Genomic DNA, 22,147 nt, shown 5'->3' on the forward strand with positions numbered 1-22,147 from the left:
GGTATGTAATTTATTTAATCAATGTAATTCAAACTATAGTCGGATCAAATCGTGTAACAGGTTCTTCCCTTGATCACTAGGTTGAATCGTGACCGATATCTGGTTTTCCTTTTTAAACACAGTGCAAGCATAATTTCCAGAGTTTAGTTGTAAGAAAACTCCTTGGGATAACTCATCCGGCTCCAGTTCACCACCGCTGACATCATCTGCTGCACCTAAGTAAACCGTGCCCGAAGGAACTTGCAGAAAATACGTCTTTTCTTGCTCTGCTTCACTACCTGTTTCCCAAACAGCTTCTCGTACATTCCAGTGCACTTCATACGTTCCGTCCTCACCTAGATTCAGAAACAGACAATGACCTGCGTTGACCTCCTCCAGTTCATCATCCGGGATCGACCACCAATCGGCTGTATCCTGAAGACGATGCTCCAGTGACGCCAGATCATAACAGCATAACGTGGCTGTATCTGTTTCCATCTGAAATGTTCCTTGCATGCTCATCCATCCTTTCTTTCTTACATTATAACAAGCACAATCCACACATAAAATCGAACTCTCGAACCATCTCTGCTGCGGTACTCTTCATTTCTGGTACACAACTGACGATATAACGATAACGGAATTTTTTTGAATTTGATGGAGGAATCTATGCCAATTAATAATAGGAAAGAACCTTTTCGTTATACTCTGAAGGAACCTATGCACTTCGAAATATACATTTTGAGCATTAATGGCATGGATGGCCCTCCTAAGCCCATTCAAGCCGAATTGCGTGATATCAGCCGCTCTGGCTGTCAGCTTGCTTTTCCACTGTCCCTCCCTGTAGAACATAACGATATTCGCATCGGCATCAACCTGAAGCTGTTTGAAGACTTGTTATATATTGAAGGCACACTTCGCTGGGGGATGGAACATAACATGGTGTGGCGTTACGGTGTGCAACTTGAAGTCGCAGTTGAAGATCAGGATCGCCTGTCCAGGGAAATGCGCATGCTCGCAGGACAAGGCAAAATCGTCGTCAAATAATGATACACAATTATGTTTTTCTTAAAATAAAGCTGATTCAGATTGCACAGGTCTCTCTACAATGTACATAGGGACATCTTCATAATTAAAACGAAAAAAGCAGCTGCTCCTCTGGATATATTCCACGAAGCAACTGCTTTTGTTATATTGAATTATGCTTTTGCCGTGAACAACAGTTCTTGTTCCTTAACGGTTGTGCGACCAGCAGACTCAATAGAAGTATATTGATGCATGTTGGTTATGATTACCGGTGTAATCGTTGTATAACCCGCTTTCTCAATCTCTTCACGGTCGAACTCCATCAAGACATCACCCACAGAAACCTTGGTTCCTGCCTGAACTTTAGGAGAGAAGAACTGGCCTTTCAACTTCACCGTATCAATCCCGATGTGAATCAGCATTTCTGCACCTGTATCACTTACGAGGCCAATGGCATGTCCGCTCTTCGATAATGAGAATACCGTTCCGTTGATTGGAGAAACAACACGGCCTTCTGTCGGTTGAATTGCAAAACCTTTACCCATAATTTCTTCAGAAAACGCAGGGTCAGGTACTTCACTAAGCGGTCTCACTTCACCCGTGATCGGGCTGAATACTTGCTCATCCTGTGCTTGTGTTTCTTCAGTTACAACTGGAACTGAGGTTGTTGATACCGGTGTTGCTGTTTCAGTAGCAGATGTTGGCGCCGCTTCAGGAACATCTTCAAAACCAAGAATGTAGGTTAATACAGCTGAGATGACAACAGCAAGCACAATTCCAATCATAGCATATACAAATGTCGGACCGATAATCATTGGAATACCTGATAGACCTGCAAGTCCGCCAATAACATAAGCTTTGGTTTGGAAGAAACTGATGAACGCTCCACTAATTGCTCCACCAATCAGAGCTGCAACAAAAGGCTTTTTAAATCTCATATTTACCCCATACATTGCTGGTTCCGTGATCCCCATGAGGGCTGTAACACCAGTTGATGCGGACAAAGATTTAATTTGTTTGTTTTTAGACTTAAAGGATACCCCTAGTGCACTACCTGCTTGTGCAAAGTTTGCAATCATCATAAGCGGAATCAAATAGTCGAATCCCAAAGTAGCGATAGATCCAATCATAATCGGAACAAGGGCGTAGTGCATACCCGTGATAATCAACAGTGAGAATGTTCCTCCAACAAGCAAACCTGCAAACAAGCCTGCATTATTGAACAACCAGTTGATGCCGTCTGTCAAACCATTACCGATAATTACACCAAGTGGTCCAACAGCGATCATCATTACAGGAACAATGATTAACAACGTAACTGTCGGAACAATGATCAGTTTCAATGAAGCATGTGTTACTTTATCAATTGCTTTCTCAACATAAGAAGCCAGCCATACCGCGATCAGAATTGGTATAACGGAAGAAGCATATGTTGCTGCTACAACCGGCAATCCAATAAACGATACATTTTCCCCTGGTGCTAAAAGAGCCGTAATCGTAGGATGCATAACGGATGCACCGATTGCCGCACCAATATACATGTTGCTGCCAAGTTTACGTGCTGTACTAATACCGAGAATAATTGGCAGGAAGTAGAACGCACCGTCACCAATAGCAGACAAAATAATATATGTGGAGCTTTCAGCATTGATCCAACCGAAGGTAAGGAGCAATGCCACAATTCCCTTAATCATACCTGCGCCTGTGATTGCAGGCAGGATTGGAGTAAATACGCCTGAAATGAAGTCAAACACGGCACTTATCGGATTTTTCTTTTGCTTATTACCACTTGCCGCACCTGACGATGCATCTGCGTTTGGAGATTTCGACATGTTGCCTACTAGCGCATTGTATACCTTCGGTACATCATTACCGATGATGACCTGGAACTGTCCACCATTCTCCATAACACCCATAACCCCAGGTGTGTTCTTTAATGTTTCTTTGTCTGCTTTTTTGTTGTCATTTAAGTTAAATCTGAGTCTTGTCATACAGTGGGTCACTTGATCAACGTTCTCTTCGCCACCAACAAGCTTCAGAATATCTTTGGACAATTGTTGTTTATCCATTGTGTTTTGCTCCTTTATGTGTATTGAAGGTTTAAAAAAAACCTAAACACTGAACCATGACAAAGCAGAATAGCTTATCATGTTTCAACGTTTAGGTTTTGCCTTTTTTGTAGTAACAATCCCGAATTATTCAATTATTTGTTCATTTCGGACAATACGTTCGATATGAATCGTGAGGTACAACACTTCTTCCTTCGATAAGACGCGATTATATATTTTACGTGTATAATCGTTAATCTTGACTGCACAAGCATGTGCTTCCGGATATTGTTTGCTCACCAGATCATGAAGCGGATTATCCTCTTCCTTGTCTTCAATCGCTGTACCTTGCAATACGCGTTGAGCAAAGAACTTAAGATGGGTCAGGAATCGGTAATAACTTAGTGAATCTTCATCGAGTTCAATCACGAAACTGCGCCGAACGATGTTTAGAATATCCTTCACGATATTCGTAATACTGATCGTTTCTCTCATCTCACCATTCATCTGGGCGTTAACCAGATGCATCGCGATGAATGCACATTCGTCCTCGGGAAGAAGAACACCTAACGTTTCTTCAATAATCTGCAATGCCTTGAGTCCGATCGCATATTCCTTCCGATACATACGCTTGATTTCCCAAAATAATGCATTACGGATCTGCAATCCTTGACGATGTCGGTCAATAGCAAAATGAATATGATCAGTCAATGAAATATAGATGCTTTCATGAAGCTTCTCACCCAGCACCGTCTCGGCGTAGCGTATGATTTCATCCGAGCACTCCATATATTCAACAGGAATATCGGACAGAAGCGTCTTTAATTTTTGGGAAACTTCCTTGCTTTCGAGCGAAAATATTTTTTCAACGAGACTCTCGTCAATGGATTCACCTGTATGCTTTTTGAAGGCAATTCCACGTCCCATAACGACCAGTTCGTTGCCTCCCGGGTCAATTACAGTAACTACGTTGTTGTTTAGCACCTTCTCAATTTTCATTTCTTCACATCACCTTGCACCGTCAAAGTAGTAAAAGGCAAAACCAAAACAGGTCATGAAGTATGCCTGCCTCTGGTTTTGCCTGATTGAACAGTAACAATCCAGTATTCTTTAGCCTTGGGCCTATCTTACCATATTAAATCGCATGTGACAATGTTTTTCTGAAAGCGGTTAATGTGCGTTAATGCGACATAAGATGCACGCATACAACAAGGTCTTTTGAATCATAACTATGCGTTATTCTTTTTGAGACTTGCGCCATTCGTACTAATAACTTCTTTGTACCAATGGAAAGATTTTTTCTTATAACGCTCCAGTGTACCAGAACCATCATTATTACGATCAACATAGATGAAACCATAACGTTTCTTCATCTCTGCTGTAGATGCACTTACCAAGTCAATACAGCCCCATGACGTGTACCCCATGACTTCGACACCGTCTTCAAGTGCTTCTCCAACCTGCACCAGGTGATCATTCAAGTATTGAATGCGGTAGTCATCATGGACCGTTATATTGCCGTTCTCATCTGTAATCAACTCATCTACGGCGCCCAAACCATTTTCGACAATAAACAACGGTTTCTGATAACGGTCCCAGTATTTATTGAGGGTTACGCGCAAGCCCTGAGGATCAATCTGCCAGCCCCATTCACTTGCTTTCAAGTAAGGGTTCTGAACTCCTGCAAACAGGTTCCCTTTACCCTCTTTACGTTTTTCCGGATCACCGGTCTCGCAAATACTTACATAATAGCTGAAGGAGATGAAATCTACGGTGTGTTTGAGAATTTCCTCATCCCCCTCTTCGAACTTAATGTTGATGTTATTCGCTTTGAAATAACGATTAATGTATTTTGGATAATAACCACGTGCATGGATATCAGCAAAAATATCATTACGTTGCTCTGCGTGCATCGCTGCAACAATGTCGTCCGGATTCGGTGTGAGCGGATATGTCGGCATGCTAAGCACCATGCACCCGATTTTCGCTTCCGGCATAATCTCATGACCGAGTTTAACCGCAAGCGCACTGGCTACCAATTCATGATGGATCGCTTGGTACAGATCCTGCTTGGACAATTCAGATTTAGGTGTATAGATACCACCGCTCATGAATGGTTCTTCCAGAATGGAGTTGATCTCATTGAAGGTCAACCAGTATTTCACTTTGCCTTTGAAACGATTAAACAGCACGGTAACATAGCGTTCGTAAAACTCGATCATTTTACGATTAACCCATCCATCATAGGTTTTAGACAAATGAAGGGGTGTCTCATAGTGAGAGATCGTTACGAGCGGTTCAATGCCGTATTTGTGGCACTCATCGAACAGATCATCATAGAATTGCAGACCTTTCTCGTTTGGCTCCAGTTCGTCACCTTTAGGGAAAATGCGCGACCAGGCAATGGATGTACGGAACACCTTAAAGCCCATCTCGGCAAACAGTTTAACATCCTCTTTGTAGCGGTTATAAAAATCTATACCAATCAATTTTAAGTTATCTTCGGTAGGCCCTTCCGTTCTTGGTGTTGTAATACCATGTGGCATAACATCCTGTACAGACAAACCTTTGCCATCGGCATTATACGCTCCCTCCAGCTGGTTCGCCGCTACTGCGCCGCCCCACAGGAAATCCTTCGGAAATGGTGTAGTCATTTTGTTTCATCCTCTCAACATTGAATGTCTATATAAATTGAACTAAAGATTTTACACAATCCACTCCGATGACAGAATAACCTTCTAATCGCTGTTACCCCCAGATTTTTTCGATCCCCTTTTCCAAAGGGGAAAATCCGGTGATAAAGGCGAGGCGTATGCTTCCGACGTAGCTTTCTTTCAGAAAGCTTTTAGCTCCTCTTTTCCAGGTTTTTTCTGTCCTTTCCGTTCAAGTGTAAATAAATAGTTCAACTTATATAAAATTTATTTTCTATCCATTCAGAGCTTTATTTTGTGCCCACTTGCTCTAGTCGCTGCATGATTCGCTCAAGTTGTACACCTGTTACGGTTTGCTTCATATCAAACTTCCCATTGCTCACACCCGTCATTACACCAGCACGAGCGCTATTCTGAATGGCTGTATGTGCCCAATGCTTACTGTCGATATCACCAAACACCAGCTCCACTGAATCTGTAGCAGGCTTCCAATCCTTATTAGTCAGAATCTGGTCTACAATAACTGCCATCTGCGCACGTGTTACTTCGCTCTCAGGTGCAAACATTTGGTTTCCGACACCTCTCATTAGACCTGCCTTGGTCACCTTCGCGATGGCTTGAGCAGCCCATTCGGGAGCACTGTCCACATAAGGATATGTTGCAGTTGCTTCCGGGAGTTGCAGAGCATCAGCTAGAACGACTGCGATCTGTGCACGAGTTATAGGTTCCATAGGTTTTACACCATGCTCTGATGAAGCAACTGGCTGCTCTCCAGCCGTACCTTTATGAAGTTTGAACAGACTTGCGATAACCTCTTTATTGTTGAAAGCAGGTACCCATGACCAGTGTTTCAAACCTCCGTAGAATCTGTGACTGTCCATATAAGCATCATCATATAACGTTAAATGTACCTGTTTAGCTCCCATTTCGGTCAATGCCTGATAAGCAAGTGAGCTAGTATGACTATCTGTTGTTGGGTCATTTTGAGCGTGCATAATCCACATTGGCACATCCACAATACCTTTCAGTTCTTGCTTGAAAGCGTCAACGGAACCTGTATAATCCGCAACGGTATCTTTGGCAGCAACGATGATTGCTCCAGCAAACAGATCAGGATACTGCATCAGGAAGCGGAATGCACCTCCACCGCCACTAGATACACCAGACAGATAAATGCGGTCAGGGTCTACTTCACCTTCAGCAACAAGCTTTTGGATCAACTCAACCTGAGCTTCAAAGTATGCCTTCATAATCGGTAACTGCTCTGCATTGTTGTAAATTTTGAAACTGTAATTCTCAGGATATTGCACAGCCAGTACAGAAGTATCATACCCCGATTCCGTCCAGACTACCGCACCGCGATTCGCAGTCAGATGATTACGCCCGTCTGTTCCAACTTCACCACCGCCGTGAAGCCATACCATGAGCGGCTTCGCTTCTTTGGAAGGACTGCGCTTCAGGTTATAGGATAGCGTTACACCATTGCTTGCAGTAAATTCTGCTTTTTCAAACTCATCGACGGTGCGGGTTTTTACCTGATTTACACTTTTTTTATCAAAAGAAAGCTCTGGATACGTTTTATTGGTTACCGCAAACTCAGATTTCAGACCTCCAGGATATTTGAAAGGTTTCACGGTCATGTGGATGGTGTTATCCTTCATGGACAACGTGATGCCATCGTCTTCGTAATTGTCTTGCACAATTTCTCCTGCAGCATTTAACGGATAACCGTCATAATTCCCTGTAATATCGAAGTCCGTTGCCTTCAGATTTTTGTATTTTTCCACGTCTGCAACCGTAATGTCGAAGGATTCAACCATCTCACCCGGATCTCCAACAAACGTATTCGCCTGAATTTGCGTTACTTCTGCGCTTTCTGCACCTGTTGTCCCAGGCCAGATCACACTCAGACTCAGCGTTAGTGCTAACATACAGGATACTAGTTTAATGCCTTTATTCCACTTGTTCAAAAGAACCCCTCCAGCTCATATGATGTTATGATTCCAAAGTAAAAAAGCGGACAAGCGCCAACCAAAAGGGTTGTATGAAGCTAAAGCTCATATCACACTTTTAAGTCAGGTTTTGCCCGCTCCTGTGCGGTAACAATCCTAAGAATGTCATCACTGAATTTTCTGATCTTTATTTCTGGTGTCTATTTCTGGTGTATATCTCTAACTCATTCACTCTAATATGGTATTGTTCAGAGCGAAAGAATTACAGTTGCTCACCATTGCTGGCAATCACATTTTTGTACCAATCAAATGAATCTTTTTTGGAGCGTGCAAGTGTTCCGTTGCCTTCATCATCCAGATCCACGTAGATAAAACCATAACGTTTGGACATCTCGGAAGTCGACATACTCACGAGGTCAATCGGGCCCCATGCAGTAAAACCAATCAGCTTAACGCCATCTTTGATAGCCTCTTTCATCTGTTCGATGTGCTTTTTGAGGTAATCTACGCGGTACGAGTCATGGATGGAACCATCCTCTTCCACTTTGTCATACGCACCCAGACCATTCTCAACGATAAAGAGTGGTTTTTGATAACGATCCCAGAAGTTGTTCAACGTTACGCGCAGACCGATTGGGTCGATCTCCCATCCCCAGTCAGAAGCTTCCAGATAAGGGTTTTTCACGCCGCCTGTCAGGTTACCTGCTGTCTCAGCCGCATCCGCAGAAGCCGATTTGGTCACAGACATGTAGTAACTGAAGGAGATGAAATCTACCGTGTTGTTCAGCAAAATCTCATCATCGCCTGCTTCTTTTTGAATAACAATGTTATTCTCATCAAAATAACGCGCCATGTAGTTCGGGTATTTACCACGAGCGTGCATGTCTGTGAAGAAGAGATTAAGCTGATTCTCATGCTGAGCCAGTTGAACATCTACCGGATTACAAGTCGCGGGATAAGTTTCCATGCGTGCAAGCATACAGCCCACTTGGGAGCCAGGGATAATCTCATGTGCAAGCTTCGTAACCATAGCACTTGCTACAAATTGATGATGCAATGCTTGATACGTAGTTTGCAGTTTGTTATCCACTTTATCAATTAGAATACCGCCGCCAGTGTACGGACTGAACACCATCACATTGATCTCGTTAAATGTCAGCCAGTATTTCACTTTGTTTTTATAACGGTTGAATACCGTTTCAGCGTAACGAACATAGTGTCCGATCACTTCACGACTTGCCCAGCCATTGTATTTTTGCGTCAAACCAAGTGGAGTCTCGTAGTGAGACAATGTAACGAGCGGTTCAATGCCGTATTTATGCAGTTCGTCAAATACTTCATCATAGAATTTCAGACCTGCTTCATTCGGTGCCTGATCATAACCGTTCGGGAAAATACGTGCCCAGTGAATGGACAAACGGAATACTTTGAAGCCCATTTCAGCGAACAGTGCAATATCTTCTCTAAAACGGTGGTAGAAATCAATACCAAAACGTTTCGGGAAACGTTCTTCAATTTTGCCAGCGAGAATCTCTTCGATTCGGGAAGAGGAAATTTCCATGGCATGTCCACCCGTGCGCTTTTCTTTTGGCACATGAGCGATCATGTCCGCTGTGGAGAGACCTTTTCCGTCCTTATCGAATGCGCCTTCCAATTGGTTCGCAGCTGTAGCGCCGCCCCACAAGAAGTTTTCAGGGAATCCTTTTTTTGCCGTGGTCATCATAACAACCTCTTTTCGAAATAATTTTTGGTTTTCCATACGTAAGAGCAACTCCAAAACAGAGCAGAAAACAAGAAAAACCTAAACTCAGGGTAAAATAGCACCAAAAAAGGGGCTTTCATTTCACCATCAGTTTAGGTTTTGCCTGTCTTCACAGTTACAATCCATCAAAAGATGTTATAACATATTCTGTTGTTTTGCTCTTGTGATGTAAGCGTAACATATTTATTTTGTAAAATCAAATTCACCAGAAACGTACGGTCCAGATCCTCTTTAAGATCACCTAACAACGTATTAATAATGTATAATATCTTATTTCTAACATCATTTCTAAAGCTATTTTTAACGTGGCATTCGCAAAATCGCTGCCCGCAGGGCTTTGGCTCCTTCCTCGGTTTCCAGATAACTTGCAGGACTTTCGTCCCCCAGAGCTGGAACTTTTTTATCTATCCATTTTAATGCGGAGTCTTTCATTTCACATAAGAGTACCCGGCTAATATCGTCTGGAATACCTTTTAATCGTGCCTCTTCTTTCCATTCATTGGGCAATTGAGCATACCATTCATCAAATAGTTCAACGAAGGAATCCCAGTGCTCCTGTTTAAATGCAGACAAATACATATCTTGCATACTCATGTAACATTTCTCCTTCTCATTTAGATATGTAACCCCCTGGTCCTATCTCAGAGAATTCATCCTTAAGCCGCTTGTAGTCGCTGTTATAACTAGTAGACTTAATTTTAAATGATTTTCAGGGAGAGAACAATCAAGGAGGAACACATCATGACCGAAGAAGAAAACACATCTGGCTGGGACGCCATTGACCAAGCTGTGCAGCATTTGTACGGAGAGCAAGAACCTAAACATTATGGCACAGCCATTCCATATATGCTTGGCGGACCTGACCCACTGGACGGGATAAGTGCCTATGCGGTAGATACGCCGATGCCTCATTGGCATTTTGTAACATATGGTTTCTCGGAGCTCTACGACAAAGAGAGCGATGATGCATCCCGAAGTGGATATGGTTTTGAACTTACATTTCGTCTTACACGCTGTGAAAATGAATCCGAGCCGCCGGCCTGGGCACTCAATCTACTCCAAAATATGGGGCGATACGTCTTTAACAGCGGTAACCTGTTTCAGCCCGGAGATTATCTGGATGCCAACGGCCCGATCTGCCTGAACTCCGATACGCTGTTGACTGCACTCGCATTCGTAGAAGATCCCGATTTACCTGAACTGAATACGCCGAATGGCTCTGTTCAATTTATCCAAATGGTCGGCATCACCTACCGTGAACTGGAGATGATCCAGAGCTGGAATACCCGTGGTTTCCTGGCTGGCTGTGAAAGCTATATGCCTAAATATGTAACCGATCTGATGAGGAATTCCTACGCAGATATCCCTTCGGTGATCAAGGCGACGGAGCGCGGCATTGAGGAAGACGGTTCAAGCACGGCCTTTTTATTCATCCAACAACTGAGCTGGGAGTCTCCGCGCAAAAAGCTGTTACAGAAAAACATTCCTGCCAAGCTTCAGTTGGGTGCCCAACAAGCAACCCTACTAGCCAGCATCCTGCGCAGCAGAATCGCCAAAAAAGCAACATTGTCCCTGATCGGCCCAGACGTCAATATCATCTTTGAAGCTGGGGAGCATGCATCTCTGGCTGAAACGGAGCGTGAAGTCAGATTGACTGTGGATCAGCAAGCTGTGCTTGAAATTACAGAGCACCTTCGCCCGCAAGCCGCTTCCTTTCAGGTCCCTTCACTGGACAAGCTTCAGATTGAGATTGTACCCACACAGATTAAAGATCAGGAAGGGAATGTAATTAAAACAATCGGATAATCAACGCAATTGCATCACTGAAGCTGTTTCAATGGCTAGCCAATTGTCTTATTTATAGGAGACCCCTATAGTTTCCTATAGGTGGCAGTAGAGAACATACGTGCTACAATTTTAATCAGCACAACACAGAGAGAGAATAACACACATCTCAGGAGGGTATTATGTCTACTATGAAAAAAACATCTTTATTCGCTATGCTCATCATGATGATGATCGTAGTCGCTGCCTGCGGAGACAAAGCAGATAACAATGCAAAATCAAACGAGCCTGCCGCCACAGAAACAACCGCGGGCGCTGATGCTGGCACAGCAAAAACCGACGATGCCGAAAAAACAGACGCAGCCAGCGAAGATAACAAAGAAACCGACAACACATCAAAAGTTGAGCTAGGAACAACGCAGAAAGGCTCCTACACCAATGACTATTTTGGCGTATCCCTGAAATTCCCGGAAACATGGGAGTATCAAGATGCAGAGGGCATGAACCAACTGACCAGTGCTTCCTCTGAAGCGATTGCCGGTGACGATGAAAAGAAGAAAAAGCAGATGGAACTGTCTCAAGCCAAGACATTGAACCTGCTCATGGCATCCCAATATCCACTCGATGGCGGCAAGGTTGGCCCATCTGCAATGGCCATCGCCGAGAAGGTTAGCTTGTTGCAAGGCATTCTTACAGGGGAGGACTACTTGAAAGCTACCAAGAAGTTTATGGAAGATAGTAATTTCCCTTATGAATACAAGGATTTCTCAACTGAAAGCATCGGTGGGAAACAAATGGATCTGATGCAGATCACGACGGATGCAGGTGACGGAAGCAAAATCACGCAAGAATACTACAGCACTATTATTGAGGGTTATGCGTTCAACTTCATCTTCACTTATCTTGATGAAGAAAGCAAAGCCGAGATCGACAACATTAAAAAGTCGATTCAATTCAAATAAAACCAAAACCCCGGAGCGATCTGAGCAGATCATTCCGGGGTTCTTTATTCGTTTAATCAGACAGGGCTACCCAATGTCCTTCTTTCACTTCGACCCAGCGGGACTGTTCCAGATTATATCGGTCTCCCGTGCCACTGGTTTCCTTCTCCTGATCTAACCAAGCGATACGTGGCTTATTTTTCTCCACCGCCGGATCAGGAACCGGAATGGCTGACAGCAACGCTTTCGTATACGGGTGCTGCGGATTGGCATACAGTTCTTCACTCTCGGCCAGCTCCACAATTTTGCCGTTATACATGACAGCGACCCGATCACTGATATGTTTCACCATCGACAGATCATGCGCGATGAACAGATACGTTAGACCCAAACGCTGCTGTAGATCTTCAAGCAACTGCACAATCTGTGCCTGAATAGAGACATCCAGTGCCGACAACGGCTCATCGCAAACAATAAACTCCGGCTCTACTGCCAGCGCCCTTGCAATACCAATTCGCTGACGTTGTCCACCCGAGAACTCATGCGGATATCGCTGTGCATGTGACGGTTCAAGCCCCACCATCTCCAGCAGTTCTTCCACCCGCTTTTCTCGCTGTGAAGCGTTACCTGCAAGCTGATGAATATCCAGTGCCTCTCCGATGATGTCCATAATTCTCATTTTGGGATTTAGTGAAGCATATGGATCTTGGAAAATGATCTGCATATGTCGTCGCATCGTTTTCATCTCACCAGGCGAGAGTCGCTGCAACGGAATGCCTTTGAACAGCACATCGCCTCCCGTTGGCTCATGCAGACGCAGAATCGCTCGTCCCGTGGTAGATTTCCCGCTGCCTGACTCTCCTACAACGCCAAGTGTTTCCCCTTGACGGATATGAAAGCTGATATCGTTCACGGCTTTTAATGTATTGCCCTTGCCGAGATTAAAATACTGTTTGAGAGATTTGACCTCCAGCAGCGGCTGATCATCTTCCATATCTCTGGGTACCTGCGAGACTAGCTTCGGCTTCTTCTTCTCATCCAGCCTAGGCAATGCGTTCAACAGACGGATGGTATACGGATGTTTAGGACTCGCAAAAATCTCCGCCGTGCTGCCCGTCTCCACAATTTCTCCTTCTTTCATTACAACCACCCGGTCACACATGCCAGCAACTACACCCAAGTCATGCGTAATGAGAATGATGGACGTCCCCAGTTGCTCCTGCATATCTTTCATCAAGTTCAAAATCTGAGCTTGAATGGTTACATCCAGAGCCGTTGTCGGCTCATCGGCGATCAATAGTTCCGGACGGCAGGCAAGGGCAATCCCAATCATCACCCGCTGACGCATGCCACCGGAAAATTCATGTGGATACTGATTATAGCGGATAGCACTTTGTTTAATACCTACTCGTTCCATCATGGCGATAGCTTGTTTTTTCGCTTCCCTTTTCGATAACTTCTGGTGTTTGATCAAACTTTCCGAGATTTGTCGACCAACTTTGATGGTCGGATTAAGCGAGCTCATGGGGTCTTGAAAGATCATTCCGATATCCCGGCCCCGAATGTGCTCCATCTCTTTTTGTGATTTCCCGGCGAGATCCACACCTTTAAATAGAATCTCACCCGATTTCATCTGTGAAGGGGGAGAAGCAAGCAATCTCATAATGGAGCGTGCCGTAACGCTTTTACCACTGCCCGATTCCCCGACAATGCCCAGTGTCTCCCCTTTCCGCAGTTCAAAACTGACCTGCTTGACCGCCTGAAACTCACTCTCTCCCGTATAAAAAGAGACGGACAAATCATTCACTTTCAACAATGGCTCCACGTATGCACCATTCCTTTCATGCCTGTTCCATCTTTTATATGTAACCAATTCTTAACCTTGACAATTAAGCATACCCTAAATAATATATACTATATTGATCGGAATAATGCAATTTAAACCTCAGCGAAAGGAGGTATTACCGTTTGACTTCTGGAGTAGAACGTCACAGCACCTCTCGTATGGTGGATCACCTAAGTTATGTTTATGGAAAAATGCTGCTTCATCCCGTCTATCGATATGTATTAATCATTCTCGGTTTACCGATCAACCTGATCGTTTATATGGTCTGGCGTTCCAAACGTAAACAAGATGACTGGTCGGCTTTACAACACCAGGTTGAACAGGAGATGAGCAACTCTTCCTACAGGAACACCAAACGATTGGAACTGGAAGAACAATTGAGACGCAAGCATCGTTTCTTCAAGCAAGAGGTCGGCGAGGCTGCATTCAGACAACAGGCTGAGCGCTGGCTTGAGGAAACGTTTCAGAAGGAGTTGCTGGACCGAACATCCCGAAAGTTAGAAGAAAAGGGACGGCATCGTCTCGGAATTCAAGATACATTCGGTATGCTAATAGAGAAACCTTGGTTTCTTGCCTTATCGGTCATCCCTGGCTGTTTGATGTTTTTCATCTTGTTTCTCTATGGTAATGCTTATCTAAAGTACATATTTGAAAGAGTGCTCATGACGATCTTTGTCATTCTGGGTGTAGCAACACTTGTATTTACGATTCTGTATTTGTCTCCTTTTAACCCGGCAGCTAACATTCTCGGCGTAACGGCGACACAAGAACAGATTGCAGCCTTTAATCATGTGTATGGCCTGGATCAGCCTTATTTGACACAGCTTTGGAATAATATTAAGGGCATTGCGATGTTTGATCTAGGCAAGTCGTTTGCAGGGAATGAGATCGTGACGGATACCATTGCCCGAAAGTTCCCGATTACGCTGACACTCGCCGTGATTTCCCTGTTGTTCGCCGTTGTCATCGCTTTGCCTATTGGCATAATCTCGGCGCTTAAGCCTAATTCTTGGTTTGATTACACATTTATGTTCATCGCTCTGATTGGATTGTCTATCCCAAACTTCTGGCAGGGATTGATTTTCATCCTGAATTTTTCAATTAAAATGCAGTGGCTTCCTGCTACCTTTAATCCACAGAACTGGCTGTCCATGATTATGCCCGTCATCGTACTAGGCACGGGACTTACAGCTGCGGTTGCGCGGATGACCCGCTCATCCACACTGGAGGTCATTCATGAGGATTATGTCATGACTGCCCGGGCCAAGGGTCTAAGTGAACGTCAAGTGATGCTGAAGCATGCGGTCCGCAACGCTCTGATTCCTATCATTACTGTTGTGGGTCTTCAATTCGGAGCTATGCTTGGTGGAGCTGCTGTAACAGAGAAGGTGTTTAACATCAGCGGACTGGGAAGTTACATTGTCGATAAACAATTCATTCCCGATATTCCGAGTATCATGGGCGGTGTAATCTACACAGCCATCACGATTTCCATTGTGAATGTTATCGTTGACCTGTTCTACGCTTTTATCGATCCGAGGGTTCGCTCTAAAATGAAACAATATTAAAGCAGGTGTATTATGACAAAAACAAGCTCCCTTACGCAGGAAATGCATTTCCGGCTCAAGTCTTCTCAGGAATACAGTCAAGCCAGCTTCGCATGGATCACTTCGATTCTGCTGACCCTGTTATTGCTGCTGAATAGCTATGACTGGAGCGGGCAGGCGTTTAAGCCTTTTATAGCTGGAGTAACTGGCATTTATCTGTTTTTCACGCTCATTCAAAGCTTGCTCGTTGCTCGAATTAAGCAGAACCTGATCCAGCACGGGGCTGTACGTGTTCTGACACGCAGATTAGCCTGGATTCAGATGCTGGCTGTTTTCACAGGTAATATCTTTCTCGTAACAGCTGCCTTACATCTGATTCGCAAACGAAAAAGCATTGAATATACATTTGCGGTATACGCACTGTTAACCCAGTTATTTGTGATCGGTGTATCGGCTCTGAATGTGTTCAAGCCTTATGTTGCGGATACATTTCTGCCTTCGATGGCAGCCCTGTTATGTATTCTCGTCATTGACCTAATTGTACTGATCATCGTATCCCGGTATGATTCGAACTCCTCTCTCCCTTCCTGGATGGCAGGTGTGGGCGTAATAATGACCGTTAGCGTAATTACGGGCAACGTTTTCGCTTTGTTGCTGGGGATCACGATCCTTCGCCGAATTCGGAGACAAGGGAAGCAGGGTACCAATTTCTGGAATGATCTGTGGGAGCGTCTTGCTCCGAATATGACCGCGATGTCCGGACTTTTTTTCATCATCTTCCTGTTCTCGATCTCCATCTGCAGTTTTTTTACCTTCGACTACAGCATGGCGGTGGAAAATAATTATTCGGCCCTGCTTCAGTCACCTTCTCTGGCATATCCGCTAGGAACGGATGATTTCGGCCGATGTCTATTTTCCCGAATCGTGTTCGGTGCACGAATTTCCTTGATTGTCGGTTTGATGTCAACGGTGATTCCGGTTGTGATTGGCGGTGTACTGGGTGCCTTCTCGGGCTTCTACGGGAGACATACGGATAACATCATCATGCGTCTGCTGGATATCCTGTACGCCATTCCGGGTATCTTGCTCGCCATCGCGATCATTGCAGCTTTTGGTGCCAACACTGTGAATTTGATCATCGCATTAAGCCTAGGCTCCATTCCAACGTATGCCCGAACGATGCGGGCCAGCGTGCTTTATGTATCTACCTTTGAGTTTGTCGAGGCGGCACGTGCCTTGGGATATACCAACCGTACAATCATTTTCAAACACATCATTCCCAACTCGCTCGCACCGATGATTATCAAATCAACGCTGACGATTGGCGGAGCTGTTATTGCAACCAGCAGTTTGAGTTATCTCGGGCTGGGTGTAGAACCACATATTCCGGAATGGGGCAACATTCTGAAGCTGGGTAGCACCTATCTAGAGACTCATTCGTATCTAGCGATTTATCCAGGACTAGCGATTATTCTGCTTGTTCTTTCGTTTAACTTTCTCGGTGATGGATTACGGGATGCCCTTGATCCCAAACTTGAGAAGGCGTGACGATGGATTTATTAAGTTGAACTAAATGAGGTTTACACGAAGCACTCCGATGACAGAATAACCTTACAATCGCTGTTATCCCCAGATTTTTTTGATTCCCTTTTCTCAAGGGAAAAATCCGGTGATAAAGGCGAGCACTCCGTTTTTCCAGGTTTTTTCTGTCCTCTCCGTTTTTGTGTAAATGAAATAGTTCAAAAAAAAAATCATATATCACATCTATTAATACAATGGAGGTATTCTCATGAAAAAACGTACACTTGTCGCCTTGCTGCTGATTCTCGTGCTGGTGATCTCCGGCTGCAATGTGAAAACCAAGACTGAATCGCAGGAGCAGAACCAACCTTCCGATACGACGGAGACAGCTCCAAAAGCGGTGGACATCGAATTGCTCGCCATGAGCTCATCTGAGAATGATGTCAATATTATCCGTGATCAGCTAACCAAAAACGGCTTCAATGTGAAGCTGAATCTGCAACCGGATTACGGTAGCTTTAAGTCCCAGGAGGACGCAGGCAACTATGATATCGCATTGTCCAGCTGGACAACGGTAACGGGCAATCCCGACTATGCCGTTCGCTCTCTTTTCAAAACAGGAGGGGATTACAGCATCCTTGCGGATCAAGAGATCGATAAGCTGATCGATCAGGCCGCCACTCAGACACCTGATGAATACAAAGAAACGTATAAAAAGTTGGAAGACCGTTTGGTTACCGACCAAGCGTACATCGCTCCACTTTACATCTCCCTGAAAAGTCAGGCTGTGAACAAAGACATTCTGAATGTCGATACCGTTCGTCTGTCCAAATCCCGTGCCATGGCGTGGGAACCGATTGAGTTTAAGGACAGCTCCAAAAACAGTAAAGATCCATTGATTTTGACACAAGCAGCATCTGTACTGACTTCCCTTGATCCGATCAAAGGAAACGACGGTTCCATCAACCAACTCAATACCAATATGTATGTGCGTCTGGTGAATCTGACGGATGACGATCAACTCACTGCGGATGGATCTCTTTCACGTAATTTCACAATTGCAGATGGCAATTCCGAATACTATTTTGTACTTCGTGACGATATCAACTTTGCTAAAATCGAAAACAAAAAGGCTGTCGATACCGGAGAGCGTGTAGGCGCAGATGACGTCATCTTCTCCCTCGACCGTGCCAAAAATAAAGATTCCGTTCCGGATCACCGTACGTACAGTCTGCATGAACATATCAAACAAGCGGAACTCGTTACAGACCTGAGCGCACTGGAGTCAGTGAAACAATCCGGGGGTAGCGGAACCGTGCTGGAAGCTCTGAATCAAGGACTAGACAATGATATCAAGGAACTGGTCAGCGATAAAAAACAGGCTAATAACGGGGCAGGCAAATACCAAGTAGTTAAAGTAACGACAACTGAACCGTTCCCGCAAGTGCTGAACTATCTGGCGCACCAATCGGCTGGGATCGTATCCAAGAAACAAGTCGAAAGCATTAATACCTATGATGTCGCGTCCTTCGATGTGAACAAGGATATTCCTTATGGCGATCAGAACACCGTGACCGAGGGTGCCAATTATAACAACACACTTTATACAAGCGGTCCTTACATTCTTTCTTATAAAAATGACTACGAAGGCGTGTTCTTGAAAAACCCGGGATACCGCAAAGGTTCGGACTTCGCACCGAAGATTGATCAAGTAAACGTACGCTTCATTGCAGATGCAGACAGTGCTCTCTCAGCCCTTCGCAGCAGTGAAATCCACCTGTATTATGGGGTACCTGAGACGAAATACGACATTATCCAGAATGACAGCAAATTGCATCTGCAAAGCATTCCAAGCAATGCCGTATCGTATCTGCTGTTCAACACAGCCAATCGTGAAGTGGCCAAGAGCAGTGATCTGAGAAAAGCGGTGCTGTATTCCATCAATCAGGATGAAATTCTGCAATTCTATAAAAACAACAAGCTGAAGGCTTACTCCACCGTAAGCCCGCTTGTCCAAACCGGGAATGAACTCAAGGCTGATCCAGCCAAAGTGAAAGAATTCCTGAGCAAGTATAACGCGTCAAAATAATTGCCTGAACACAAAAGGCTGTCACCGATGGATCTCTGTTGATCCTGGTGACAGCCTTTTTTCTTATGATTCGGGCACTTGGCAATCCGCCAAAATGTCGGGATAATGCCGCATGCTATCCGCTTCTGTAATGCTGCGGATCACTCTACACGGCACTCCTGCGGCAAGTGAATGCGGTGGAATGTCACGCGTAACCACACTTCCCGCTCCAATCACACATCCGTCTCCAATCGTAACGCCTCCGCACACCGTGACGTTTGCGGACAGCCATACATCGTTACCGATGGTAACAGGTTTGGCATAACAGAGTGATTTCAGTTCACCATGTTGATTCAGCATCTGTCTCCGTTCACTCGCAATCAAAGGGTGAACAGGAGTAACAATAGTGACATTTGGACCAAAGCTGGTGTAGTCTCCAATCGTCACTTGTGCATCATCCTGAATGGTCAGATTGTAGTTCGCAAAAAAATGATGGCCGATCCGGGTATGAACGCCATAGTGAAAGAAAATCGGACCCTGCATAAATCCGCCTTCCCCCATCTCTCCCAGTAACTGTTGTACGATCTGCTGTCTTTCCTCCGTTTGTTCTTCAAAGGTTTGGCTATAACGCTGACTGAGATGATGAGCTTTCCTTTTGATGTCCTTCAGTTCCGGATCAGCCGGACTGAATAACATGCCCTTCATAATTCTCTCTTCTTCACGCATCGCGATTCCCCCTAGTCTTATGTTGATTCCTGCAAATCCATGAGCGCCTGAATCGTTCGCAATACACCATTTTCGTCATTGGATTTCGTAATGAATTGTGCGGCACGTTTCGTATTCTCACATGCATTCCTCACAGCAAAGCTGTATTTGGCAATAGCCATAAGTTCAACATCGTTTTCTCCATCACCGAAGGACATCTTTTCGCGCGAAGTTACGCCTAGCATCTCCTGTAATGTTTTGACCGTTTCACCTTTGTGCGTATGCAGCGCCGTAATATCCAGCCACCTCGGCTCAGAGTCAACAATATAGATTTGCCCTTCCATCGTCTGTTCCACATGTTTTCGCAGTACTGTAGAGCGTCCTTGTGGATCGAATACCGTAATTTTTATAAAAGAGTTGCTGATGCCTGCAAAAGAGTCCGTTTTGATGACCTGCTCATACGAGCCTTTCACAACGTTATACATCTCATCGGAAATGGAAGAATGCACATAAGCGGCATCGCTTGCACAAACGATGATGGTCATTAGAGGATCAAATAATTGAATTTCCTGAATGGCTTGCAATGCTAGTGCAGGCTCCATGCTAAACTCCCGAACCACCTGCCCATCCTTCTTGATTCTGGCTGCACTGTCCCCAAGAATCCAAACATCTTTTCCATGTTGGCCGAATAATTTCTCCACCCGTTCGCACTGCTTTCCGGTACATGCTACAAACGTAATACCTTTACGTTTCATCTCCTCATGAACTTCGTTGAATAACTCCATATCAAATGTTCCTTGACTGTTTAGAAAAGTTCCGTCCAAATCGGTAACAACCAGTCTAATCATGATGTCTTCCTCCAATGATTCATTTGATTTATGGCAACAGAGATATATGGAACAAGTCTTGAAGAACCTCGCACTCCTAAAAAATATTCATAAAAAATGTTAATGAAATATATTTATAAACATTATTTATAAAGTTTATAGTACTCTCCCTTTGCCATAATAGAATCGTATTTCGTGTAACTGGTTTCATGTCAACAAAAAGTTTTCGGACAAATTCGTAGATTCACTGAATCCAAAAAACACAGAACTTGTCCTGCGGATTATAAAGTTTCAGAACCAATCGAGGATTTCAAAGCTTGAAGAACCAATCCCCTTAACCCTGCCTCAAAATCTTCCTGGAACGAGTTCTGATGTACAATCTCAGGCAATGTTGGCATAACGTGCTGCTCTGCGTACTGTCTCCACCCTGAATCCAGCACTTCCCTCTCCACACGCTCCTGATAGATCACAATCTGATGTGGGGCAATCACAGCATTAACCGTTTGCAGAATCCGGCAAACCTGTTCTGTGAAATCCTCTTTGCTCATTTCCTTCTTCCAGTCCGGGGAGTAAGGAAGATATTTAATTTCACCGAACATCCCGTTTTTGCCACGAATGATTTGTCCGTTCAACACCATGCCCATGCCCGGCGGATAACGATTTGGAAAATAAATGCCTGCCACATCCTGCCCCTTCGTATCCATATGATGCTGTGTGTAGTATCCGCTAATCGCTGCATTTACATCATTCTCTACCAGAACGTGCATTTGGAACTCACTCTCGATCTCACGAATCAGACTGGAATGAATAAGTTCCTCATGACTGCTCACCGTAATGTTACCATCCACAGCCTGTCCGGGAATCCCGATTCCAATCATTTGAATGGAAGGATACGCAGCAACGAGACGTGCAATGAGTTGCAGCACATGCTGTTTATCAATGACAGGCAATATATTTTCTTCCTTCAGTACAATCTCATTCTCCAGATTAATAATCGTAGCCGAGATCAACTCCTGGCCTTTCATTTCTTTAATGGACAAGACCAGCGCAAGCTTAAAATTGTAATTATATCGATAGGCCTGGGCAGGACGCCCGCCGTTGGATGGAATGATTTTATCTTGAATCAGCTCTCCGCAATCACATAAATCCTGAATCAGCGCGTTAATGGTAACCACACTAAGTTTGGTCCGTGACGCAAGTTGCGGCTTGGTTGCCGTCTTGATCTGCTGCATGACTTCACGCACTATATTCAAATTGATGTGTTTCATCATTGTAGCGTTCGCTTTTTTCATAACCCTCTCGTTTCTACTCTGGTTCAAAAGACCAAAGCAATCGTATTCATGTTATCGTACTCGATATCATAACATAATACATTGCTTCAACACATGGTGCTCATTCAAACAGATCATCTATAGAGCGCACAGGTTGTACGTCTATTGGCTGTTTGGACACAGCCATATTCACATAAACACCTACCCAGATGATAAGA

At 44.4% G+C, this 22,147-nt stretch carries 17 protein-coding genes; 6 read left to right on the plus strand and 11 right to left on the minus strand.

The genetic code is table 11. The annotated features are described in order from the left end of the window. Positions 1-33 precede the first annotated feature (33 nt). Entirely contained in the window at positions 34-495 is a 462-nt protein-coding gene (locus tag AB4Z30_RS06090) for a DUF6386 family protein (RefSeq protein ID WP_441924341.1), read from the minus strand. A 153-nt stretch (positions 496-648) separates the two neighbouring features. Between AB4Z30_RS06090 and AB4Z30_RS06095 the strand changes: the two genes are divergently transcribed. After that, positions 649-1,026, plus strand: coding sequence for a PilZ domain-containing protein (locus AB4Z30_RS06095; protein WP_441924343.1), 378 nt, complete (start codon positions 649-651; stop codon positions 1,024-1,026). Between the two features lie 152 nt (positions 1,027-1,178). On the opposite strand, the gene AB4Z30_RS06100 is transcribed toward AB4Z30_RS06095, so the two are convergent. From AB4Z30_RS06100 to AB4Z30_RS06125, 6 genes are all read right to left on the minus strand, one after another. Further along, complete coding sequence (locus AB4Z30_RS06100; RefSeq protein ID WP_441924345.1) at positions 1,179-3,074, minus strand: beta-glucoside-specific PTS transporter subunit IIABC; 1,896 nt, start codon at positions 3,072-3,074, stop codon at positions 1,179-1,181. Positions 3,075-3,200: 126 nt separating this feature from the next. Beyond that, positions 3,201-4,052, minus strand: a complete 852-nt coding sequence (gene licT / locus AB4Z30_RS06105) for a BglG family transcription antiterminator LicT (RefSeq protein WP_441924347.1) — start codon at positions 4,050-4,052, stop codon at positions 3,201-3,203. 230 nt (positions 4,053-4,282) lie between these two features. After that, complete coding sequence (locus AB4Z30_RS06110) at positions 4,283-5,707, minus strand: glycoside hydrolase family 1 protein (protein WP_441924349.1); 1,425 nt, start codon at positions 5,705-5,707, stop codon at positions 4,283-4,285. A 287-nt stretch (positions 5,708-5,994) separates the two neighbouring features. Further along, the gene (locus AB4Z30_RS06115) at positions 5,995-7,674 is read right to left on the minus strand and encodes an S-layer homology domain-containing protein (protein WP_441924351.1); all 1,680 of its coding nucleotides are present in this window, start codon (positions 7,672-7,674) and stop codon (positions 5,995-5,997) included. A gap of 244 nt (positions 7,675-7,918) precedes the next feature. Next, positions 7,919-9,376 carry a glycoside hydrolase family 1 protein gene (locus tag AB4Z30_RS06120; protein ID WP_441924778.1) on the minus strand — a complete coding sequence of 486 codons (1,458 nt, stop codon included), beginning with the start codon at positions 9,374-9,376 and terminating at the stop codon, positions 7,919-7,921. A 342-nt stretch (positions 9,377-9,718) separates the two neighbouring features. After that, positions 9,719-10,012: an antitoxin Xre/MbcA/ParS toxin-binding domain-containing protein gene (locus tag AB4Z30_RS06125; RefSeq protein WP_441924353.1), complete on the minus strand. Its 294-nt coding sequence runs from the start codon at positions 10,010-10,012 to the stop codon at positions 9,719-9,721. Between the two features lie 147 nt (positions 10,013-10,159). On the opposite strand from AB4Z30_RS06125, the gene AB4Z30_RS06130 reads away from it, so the two are divergent. Both AB4Z30_RS06130 and AB4Z30_RS06135 read left to right on the plus strand, forming a co-directional pair. Beyond that, on the plus strand, positions 10,160-11,224 hold the full coding sequence (locus AB4Z30_RS06130) for a suppressor of fused domain protein (protein ID WP_441924355.1): 1,065 nt from the start codon (positions 10,160-10,162) through the stop codon (positions 11,222-11,224). Positions 11,225-11,385: 161 nt separating this feature from the next. Continuing rightward, a complete protein-coding gene (locus AB4Z30_RS06135) occupies positions 11,386-12,165 on the plus strand; it encodes a hypothetical protein (RefSeq protein ID WP_441924357.1) in 780 nt (259 codons plus the stop codon). Between the two features lie 52 nt (positions 12,166-12,217). Here AB4Z30_RS06135 and AB4Z30_RS06140 read toward each other — a convergent pair whose 3' ends face one another. Beyond that, on the minus strand, positions 12,218-13,969 hold the full coding sequence (locus tag AB4Z30_RS06140) for an ABC transporter ATP-binding protein (RefSeq protein WP_441924359.1): 1,752 nt from the start codon (positions 13,967-13,969) through the stop codon (positions 12,218-12,220). Between the two features lie 212 nt (positions 13,970-14,181). Here AB4Z30_RS06140 and AB4Z30_RS06145 point away from each other — a divergent pair, with 212 nt between their 5' ends. From AB4Z30_RS06145 to AB4Z30_RS06155, 3 genes are all read left to right on the plus strand, one after another. Continuing rightward, positions 14,182-15,558: an ABC transporter permease gene (locus tag AB4Z30_RS06145; protein WP_441924780.1), complete on the plus strand. Its 1,377-nt coding sequence runs from the start codon at positions 14,182-14,184 to the stop codon at positions 15,556-15,558. A gap of 12 nt (positions 15,559-15,570) precedes the next feature. Next, positions 15,571-17,085 carry an ABC transporter permease gene (locus tag AB4Z30_RS06150; protein WP_441924361.1) on the plus strand — a complete coding sequence of 505 codons (1,515 nt, stop codon included), beginning with the start codon at positions 15,571-15,573 and terminating at the stop codon, positions 17,083-17,085. Between the two features lie 241 nt (positions 17,086-17,326). Next, positions 17,327-19,147 carry an ABC transporter substrate-binding protein gene (locus AB4Z30_RS06155; RefSeq protein ID WP_441924363.1) on the plus strand — a complete coding sequence of 607 codons (1,821 nt, stop codon included), beginning with the start codon at positions 17,327-17,329 and terminating at the stop codon, positions 19,145-19,147. Between the two features lie 63 nt (positions 19,148-19,210). On the opposite strand, the gene AB4Z30_RS06160 is transcribed toward AB4Z30_RS06155, so the two are convergent. The 3 genes from AB4Z30_RS06160 to AB4Z30_RS06170 all read right to left on the minus strand — a co-directional run bounded on the left by AB4Z30_RS06160 (position 19,211) and on the right by AB4Z30_RS06170 (position 21,950). Continuing rightward, positions 19,211-19,852 carry a sugar O-acetyltransferase gene (locus tag AB4Z30_RS06160; RefSeq protein ID WP_441924365.1) on the minus strand — a complete coding sequence of 214 codons (642 nt, stop codon included), beginning with the start codon at positions 19,850-19,852 and terminating at the stop codon, positions 19,211-19,213. A gap of 17 nt (positions 19,853-19,869) precedes the next feature. Then, positions 19,870-20,679 (minus strand): HAD-IIB family hydrolase, encoded by an 810-nt coding sequence (locus AB4Z30_RS06165; protein WP_441924367.1) that lies wholly within the window; start codon positions 20,677-20,679, stop codon positions 19,870-19,872. Positions 20,680-20,939: 260 nt separating this feature from the next. Then, the gene (locus AB4Z30_RS06170; RefSeq protein ID WP_441924369.1) at positions 20,940-21,950 is read right to left on the minus strand and encodes an ROK family protein; all 1,011 of its coding nucleotides are present in this window, start codon (positions 21,948-21,950) and stop codon (positions 20,940-20,942) included. Positions 21,951-22,147: the final 197 nt, after the last annotated feature.

The organism is Paenibacillus sp. 2TAF8, from assembly GCF_052114825.1.
GTDB lineage: Bacteria > Bacillota > Bacilli > Paenibacillales > Paenibacillaceae > Paenibacillus.